This window comes from Mesorhizobium sp. M7A.F.Ca.CA.001.08.2.1, assembly GCF_003998455.1.
In the GTDB taxonomy this organism is placed as follows: Bacteria; Pseudomonadota; Alphaproteobacteria; order Rhizobiales; family Rhizobiaceae; genus Mesorhizobium; species Mesorhizobium ciceri.
Window position 1 is genome coordinate 1 of the sequence record NZ_RZPW01000300.1, and the last position, 6,905, is coordinate 6,905.

The 6,905-nt window shown below is 63.9% G+C and carries 6 protein-coding genes and 1 pseudogene; 5 read left to right on the forward strand and 2 right to left on the reverse strand.

All coding sequences use genetic code 11. The features are described 5' to 3' along the window. From odhB to EN914_RS39980, 5 genes and pseudogenes are all read left to right on the forward strand, one after another. A partial coding sequence (gene odhB, locus EN914_RS18445; RefSeq protein WP_127389193.1) for a 2-oxoglutarate dehydrogenase complex dihydrolipoyllysine-residue succinyltransferase occupies positions 1 to 1,097 on the forward strand: 1,097 nt, incomplete at its 5' end. 59 nt (positions 1,098 to 1,156) lie between these two features. Then, positions 1,157 to 1,675 carry a hypothetical protein gene (locus EN914_RS18450; protein WP_024504976.1) on the forward strand — a complete coding sequence of 173 codons (519 nt, stop codon included), beginning with the start codon at positions 1,157 to 1,159 and terminating at the stop codon, positions 1,673 to 1,675. Further along, entirely contained in the window at positions 1,672 to 2,427 is a 756-nt protein-coding gene (locus EN914_RS18455; protein ID WP_013528853.1) for an SDR family oxidoreductase, read from the forward strand. The genes EN914_RS18450 and EN914_RS18455 overlap by 4 nt, the downstream gene beginning before the upstream one ends. A 76-nt stretch (positions 2,428 to 2,503) precedes the next feature. Continuing rightward, a pseudogene (gene lpdA, locus EN914_RS18460) lies at positions 2,504 to 3,919 on the forward strand (dihydrolipoyl dehydrogenase); the annotation flags it as partial. A gap of 1,124 nt (positions 3,920 to 5,043) precedes the next feature. Then, a complete protein-coding gene (locus EN914_RS39980; RefSeq protein ID WP_338101316.1) occupies positions 5,044 to 5,241 on the forward strand; it encodes a DUF2867 domain-containing protein in 198 nt (65 codons plus the stop codon). 10 nt (positions 5,242 to 5,251) lie between these two features. Here the strand turns inward: EN914_RS39980 and EN914_RS18475 are convergent, their stop codons facing one another. Further along, on the reverse strand, positions 5,252 to 6,322 hold the full coding sequence (locus EN914_RS18475; protein ID WP_024504978.1) for a TraB/GumN family protein: 1,071 nt from the start codon (positions 6,320 to 6,322) through the stop codon (positions 5,252 to 5,254). Between the two features lie 230 nt (positions 6,323 to 6,552). Continuing rightward, positions 6,553 to 6,905 (reverse strand): tyrosine-type recombinase/integrase (locus EN914_RS18480; RefSeq protein ID WP_164778787.1); only part of this gene is annotated, 353 nt, incomplete at its 5' end.

The window sequence follows — 6,905 nt, forward strand, 5'->3', positions numbered from 1 at the left end:
CCGTCAAGGAAGGCGAGACGGTCGGTGTCGGCGCGCTGCTGGGGTCGATTTCGGCAGGCGGCGCGGCTCCCGCCACGAAGCCGCAAGCGGTGTCGCAGGCCTCGTCGCCGGATGCGGCATCGACCGGCAAGCAGGCCGCGGCCGAGACCGCCAAGATCGCCGGCGATGCCGGCCCGGTCGAGCCGCGCACCATGCCACCGGCACCGGCCGCGGCGAAACTGATCGCCGAAAGCAATCTCTCGGTCGACCAGATCTCCGGTTCGGGAAAGCGCGGCCAGGTGCTGAAAGGTGACGTGCTCGACGCCATCTCCAAGGGCGCGCCGTCGCAGCCGGCCGAGACGCCGAAAGCAGCACCGGCACCGGTTGCCGTGCGGGCGCCGTCCTCGGGCGACGATGCATCGCGCGAGGAGCGCGTGCGCATGACCAAATTGCGCCAGACCATCGCGCGCCGCCTCAAGGAAGCGCAGTCGACCGCAGCCATGCTGACCACCTTCAACGAGGTCGACATGTCAGCGGTGATGGCCCTGCGCACCAAATACAAGGATGTGTTCGAGAAGAAGCACGGCGTGAAGCTCGGCTTCATGGGCTTCTTCACCAAGGCCGTCACGCACGCGTTGAAGGAAATCCCCTCGGTCAATGCCGAGATCGACGGCACCGATATCATCTTCAAGAACTATGCCCATATCGGCGTCGCCGTCGGCACTGAAAAGGGCCTCGTCGTGCCGGTGGTGCGCGATGCCGACCAGATGTCGATCGCCGAGATCGAGAAGGACATCGGCCGGCTGGGCATCGCCGCGCGCGACGGCAAGCTGTCGGTCGCCGACATGCAGGGCGGCACGTTTACGATTTCCAACGGTGGCGTCTACGGGTCGCTGATGTCGACGCCGATCCTAAACGCGCCGCAGTCGGGCATTCTGGGCATGCACAAGATCCAGGACCGGCCGGTCGTGGTGGGCGGCCAGATCGTGATCCGGCCGATGATGTACCTGGCGCTCAGCTACGATCACCGCATCGTCGACGGCAAGGAAGCGGTGACCTTCCTGGTCCGCGTCAAGGAAAGCCTGGAGGATCCGGAACGGCTGGTGCTTGATCTCTGAGGTCTGGTGCTGATCCGGCTGTTGGAATGTGTGCCGGAGGAAGGGATCTGCGCGGCAGAATGACGACCCGTTCCCTTAGCCTTTCCAAGGTGCTTTCGATCGCATCGATCGCGGCCGGCATGGTGCTGGCCGCTGCCGGCGCTCACGCCGCCTGTCCGATCGAGCTCGCTGTCTATGGCGATACACAGAGCGGCAGCGAGATCGACTTCACGCCGACCGGCACCTCGGCGACCGTCACCAACACCTTCCGCATGATTCTCGACAATGATGTGGTGCTCAACGGCATCGTCATGTGGAATGAAGGCGTATCGCGGCCGAACGGCGCGCTGATGCACAAATGCCCCGAGGGCGACGTCACCGGCGAGGAGCTTGCCGCCTGCACGCCCTGGCACGGCGTCATCTACACGGCGGATGAAAAGGGCAACATCGGACTGCTGCCGGCTGAAGGCGTCGAAGCGCCGAAGACGCTGATCCTGCCGGACCTCGGGCCGGCGTTGCGCCAATCCAGCGCCTATGGCGGCAGCGGATTTTCGAAAGTGCCGTGGGATGTGTTTGCCTTGAAGGGATGCCAGGAATGAGCGGGACGCAAAAGGTGCTGCTGGTCACCGGCGGCAGCCGCGGCATCGGCGCCGCGATCTGCCGGCTCGGATCGAAGGCCGGCTACCGGGTCGCGGTCAACTACGCTTCGAACCAGGAGGCCGCCAAGGCGCTGGTCGCCGAGATCGAGGCCGCCGGCGGCGAGGCTTTCGCGGTCAAGGGCGATGTCGGCAAGGAGTCCGATATCGTGGCCATGTTCGAGGCCGTCGACCGCGCCTATGGACGGCTCGATGCCTTCGTCAACAATGCCGGCATCGTCGACGTCAAGGCGCGCGTCGACGAGATGGATGTTTCGCGGCTGGAGCGCATGATGCGCATCAATGTCGTCGGCTCGTTCCTCTGCGCCCGCGAGGCGGTGAAGCGCATGTCGACCCGTCATGGCGGGTCGGGCGGATCCATCGTCAACATCTCGTCGGCCGCGGCGACATTGGGCTCGCCGGGCGAATATGTCGATTATGCCGCCTCCAAGGGCGCCATCGACACCTTCACCGTCGGGCTCGCCCGTGAGGTGGCGCTAGAAGGCATCCGCGTCAATGCGGTGCGGCCGGGCATCATCGACACGGACATCCACGCCTCCGGCGGGCAGCCGGACCGGGTGGAGCGGTTCCGCGATCTGCTGCCGATGAAAAGAGCCGGTACAGTGGATGAAGTCGCGGGCGCGGTTCTCTATCTTCTCTCCGACGCCGCGTCCTATACGACGGGCGCGATCCTGAATGTAAGCGGCGGCCGCTGAGCGCTCTCAAGCAGATCGAGCATGATGTTATCCGAAAACCGCGTCACACTTTTCGGCATCATGCTCAAAACAGAAGGACAGTATCATGGCTTATGACGTCGTTATCATCGGATCGGGACCCGGCGGCTATGTCTGCGCCATCAAGGCGGCGCAGCTCGGGCTCAGGGTTGCGGTGGTCGAGAAGAACGCGACCTTCGGCGGCACCTGCCTGAACATCGGCTGCATCCCGTCCAAGGCGCTGCTCCATGCCTCCGAGATGTTCGCCGAGGCCGGCCACTCCTTCGACACGCTCGGCGTCGAGATATCGGCGCCGAAATTGAACCTGAAGAAGATGATGGCGCACAAGGATGCGACGGTGTCGTCGAACGTCAACGGCGTCGCCTTCCTGTTCAAGAAGAACAAGATCGACAGTTTCCGCGGCACCGGCAAGGTGCTCGCCGCCGGCAAGGTGTCGGTCACCTCCGAGGACGGCAAGGTCGAGGAGATCGAGACCAAGAACATCGTCATCGCCACCGGCTCGGATGTCGCCGGCATTCCCGGCGTCAAGGTCGACATCGACGAGAAGGTGATCGTGTCGTCGACCGGCGCGCTGTCGCTGGATAAGGTTCCCGGCCATCTGGTGGTGGTCGGCGGCGGTGTCATCGGGCTCGAGCTCGGCTCGGTGTGGGCGCGGCTCGGCGCCAAGGTCACCGTGGTCGAATTCCTCGACACCATCCTGGGCGGCATGGACGGCGAGGTCTCCAAGCAATTCCAGCGGTTGCTGGGCAAACAGGGCTTCGAGTTCAAGCTCGGCGCCAAGGTCACCGGCGTCGCCAAGGCCAAGAAGGGTGCGACCGTCACCTTCGAGCCGGTCAAGGGCGGCGCCGCCGAGACCATCGAGGCCGATGCCGTGCTGATCGCCACCGGCCGCCGCGCCTATGCCGACAGCCTCGGGCTCGGGGAAGCCGGCGTCGAGGTCGACGAGCGCGGCCGGGTCAAGACCGATGGCCATCTCAAGACCAATATCCCGGGCATCTATGCCATCGGCGATGTCATCGCCGGGCCGATGCTGGCGCACAAGGCCGAGGATGAGGGCGTGGCGGTAGCGGAAACCATTGCCGGCCAGGCCGGCCACGTGAACTATGACGTCATTCCGAGCGTCGTCTACACCAGCCCGGAAATCGCCTCGGTCGGCAAGACCGAGGAAGAATTGAAGAAGGCCGGCATCGACTACAAGATCGGAAAGTTCCCGTTCAGCGCCAATGGCCGGGCGCGCGCCATGCTGCACACGGACGGTTTTGTGAAGATCCTCGCCGACAGGCAAAGCGACCGCGTGCTCGGCATGCATATCGTCGGCTTCGGCGCCGGCGAGATGATCCACGAGGCGGCGGTGCTGATGGAGTTCGGCGGTTCGTCGGAGGATCTCGCCCGCACCTGCCATGCGCATCCGACGATGTCGGAGGCGATCAAGGAGGCGGCGCTGGCGACGTTCTTCAAGCCGATCCACATCTAAGGCCCTTTCATAAACTCTACTCCGGCGGCCATCTGGCGAGGTTTTCTCCGCTTTCACAGCGCCGCGCGTCCCTCCTGGACGCTCAAAGGATGCTGTGACCCTTTTTGATTGGCGCATGATCCTCTCCGAAAAAATCGGACTGATCTTCGGGGTCATGCGCTGCTCACGGACCCAATGTCCGCTGCGCTCCGGTTCTCGAAAACCACACCAGCTGACTCACCGGAGCGAGTTTCTGGAAAGGCCTTTCTGGCGGCCCCTACAAAACAAAACGGCCCGCTTTTCAGCGGGCCGTTCGTAACCGATATCGAGCCAATCACTGGGCCGGTGCAGGTGCCGGCGCAGGGGCTGGTGCCGGCGCAGGAGCCGGTGCGGGCGCGGGTGCCGGCGCCGGTTCTGCAGGTGCCGGAGCAGGCGCGGGCGCAGGTTCAGCCGGCTTCATCGGTTCCGCCGGTGCAGGCGCTGGGGCCGGTGTGCTGGCCGCCGGCGGCTCGGCGGGTGCCGGGTGCTCACCACTTCTTCCGAAAACATAATACGCGACAACCGCCAGAATAACGACGACCAGTGCAATCAGCCAACCGCTACCACCGCCGCCGCCACTTGGCCTTGGTGCGTTGGTGGACGAATTGAACGGGTCGTTTGGATTCGGTGTGTTCGCCATAAAAGTGTCCTCCGTGGATGAAAAATATCAATCAACACCATACAACGCGCAATCATTGAACTGGTTTCACGCTAGGGTTGGAAAACGCCAAAAACAAGGACAATCCTGCCCTTCCGCAGCCGGAGTGGCGTCGTTTCGCCACGCAGCGCGCCAAGTTTGCGTCTGTTAAGGTCGAATCAGAGGGTTTTGCCGTGACGAATTCGTCAGCTCAGCTTGTCCCGAATCACTGCGATGCTCTTGCCAGAGCCCAGTTCGCAGACCGCTATGTGCTGGTCACTGAAGGCCTTTCCTTAACCGCACTCGGCGCGGCCGAACGCGCTCTGGGGCGAACGCCGCCCTGGGTCGGCAGGCTCATGGCGCTGCGCAATCTTGCCGTCAGGCCGTTCCGGCTGAAGACGGGCCTGGAAACTGCGGTGTTGCCGTCGGGCCGGATCGGGATATTTCCAGCCAGTTTCCCGGCAAGGTTGTGCTTGGCCTCGACGACCGGCATCTCGATTTCCGTGTCCTGGTCGAAGTCAGGGATCTTGGCAGCGGCCGGCAAGAGGTGGCCGCGACGACGATCGTCAAGACGCACAATTGGCTCGGGCGCGCCTATCTCGCGATCATCATGCCGTTTCACCGGATCGTCGTTCCGGCGATGCTGGCCCAGATCCTGGCGAAGTAAGCTGAAGTCACTAAAGTCCGACAGGCGTGACGGTGTAACCGGCCTTGCGGAAATCCTCGACCAGGCCTTCGGGGCCGGGGAGGTGGAGGGCGCCGACCGCCATGAAGACGTTGCCTTTGGCAAGGATCGGTTCGGCATGCTCGACCATCACCTTGTTGCGGCTGGTGATCATGGTTTCCTCGAACGCCGCATAGCCCGCGGGGTCGTCCTGTTGGTCCGGCATCGCGGCACGAAACAGCGGCCAGAACATGCCGGTGTCGCCACGCTGGTAGAGCACGATCATGGTTTCGTTGATGTCGTTGACCTTGTCGCCGAGCTTCAGCGTGTCGACGAGGCCCTTCATGTGAAACGCCAGCGGCAGCGAGGCCATGGCGCGCAGTTGGCCTTCAGCCGTCTCCAATCCTTCCACCGGCTTGCCGGAAGCCTTCGCGCCTTCCGCCAGCCTGACATCGAGCACCGGGGCGCCGCCTGACTGACGGGCCAGCTCGCAGGCCGGCAGTGCCATCATGGCCGAGAGCATCCACGGCTTCATCTTGGCAACCGTTGCCGGCGGAATGCCGCGTGCGTCGAGCGCGGTGTTCATGGCCGCCGCATCGTCGGGCGACAGCAGCGACGCCAGCGTCGTCGAATCCGTGAACATCATCAGGTCCGGCTCCTTTAGCATCGCTACCATCATCTTCTGCTTGTCGAGCACGTCGGTGGTTTCGATGACGATGGTGCCGGCGGCGTCATAGGCTTTCTGCGCTTCGGGAGGCAGCGTGGTGACGCGCGGGTCGGTCATATGCATGGTGCCGAACAGGAAGGACGGCTTCTCGCCGGGCTTTTCCAGCTTCCACAACAGGCCCTTGCCGTTCGGCGTCGCGGCGGCTTCCGCTTCGATCTTGCGGTAGGTCGCCGGATCGTTCTTCTGCAGGGCCGACAGCATGTCGGCACCGGTGCAGGTCGGGACTTCGGCATGCGCCTTGCCGGCCGCGAACAGCAGCACGGCGAGGAACGACAGGAAGAACAGAACATTGAGCGCGACGAGCAGCTTCAGCGACACGGAAGCAGCACGGTCGGCGATGGCGATGACGCATTTCATGGGCCTCTTCTAGGACTGAAAAGCGGCAAAACGGTTAACCTGTGCTGAGAAATTGTCTTGGACTGGCTATCGCCCTCAACTGACGTCGATGGGGCTCATGCTTCAACGATTAGCGGAAACGCCCATTTCTTCGTCATCCCAAGGTCTCCGCGACGGAGCTTCGCTCCTGCTTCGCCCAGGGACGACGACGTTGGGGAGGCTTTCGGCCAAATGGTGAACGTTACTGGCGTTCACGCCCTGGGATGCGCCTGCTCATAAATCTCGAGCAGCCTCGCGGTGTCGACGCCGGTGTAGATTTGCGTCGTCGACAGGCTGGCGTGGCCGAGCAGTTCCTGGATGGTGCGCAAATCACCGCCGCGGCCGAGCAGATGCGTGGCGAAGGAATGGCGCAGCGCATGCGGCGTCGCGGTATCGGGCAGGTTGAGCGCCGAGCGCAGCTTGGCCATGTCGCGCTGGACGATGGCTGGGTTGAGCGGGCCGCCGCGGGCGCCGCGGAACAGCAGGCCCTTGGGGTCGAGATGGTAGGGGCAGAGCCGGCGATATTCGGCGATTGCCCTGAGCGCCACCGGCAGCACCGGCACCA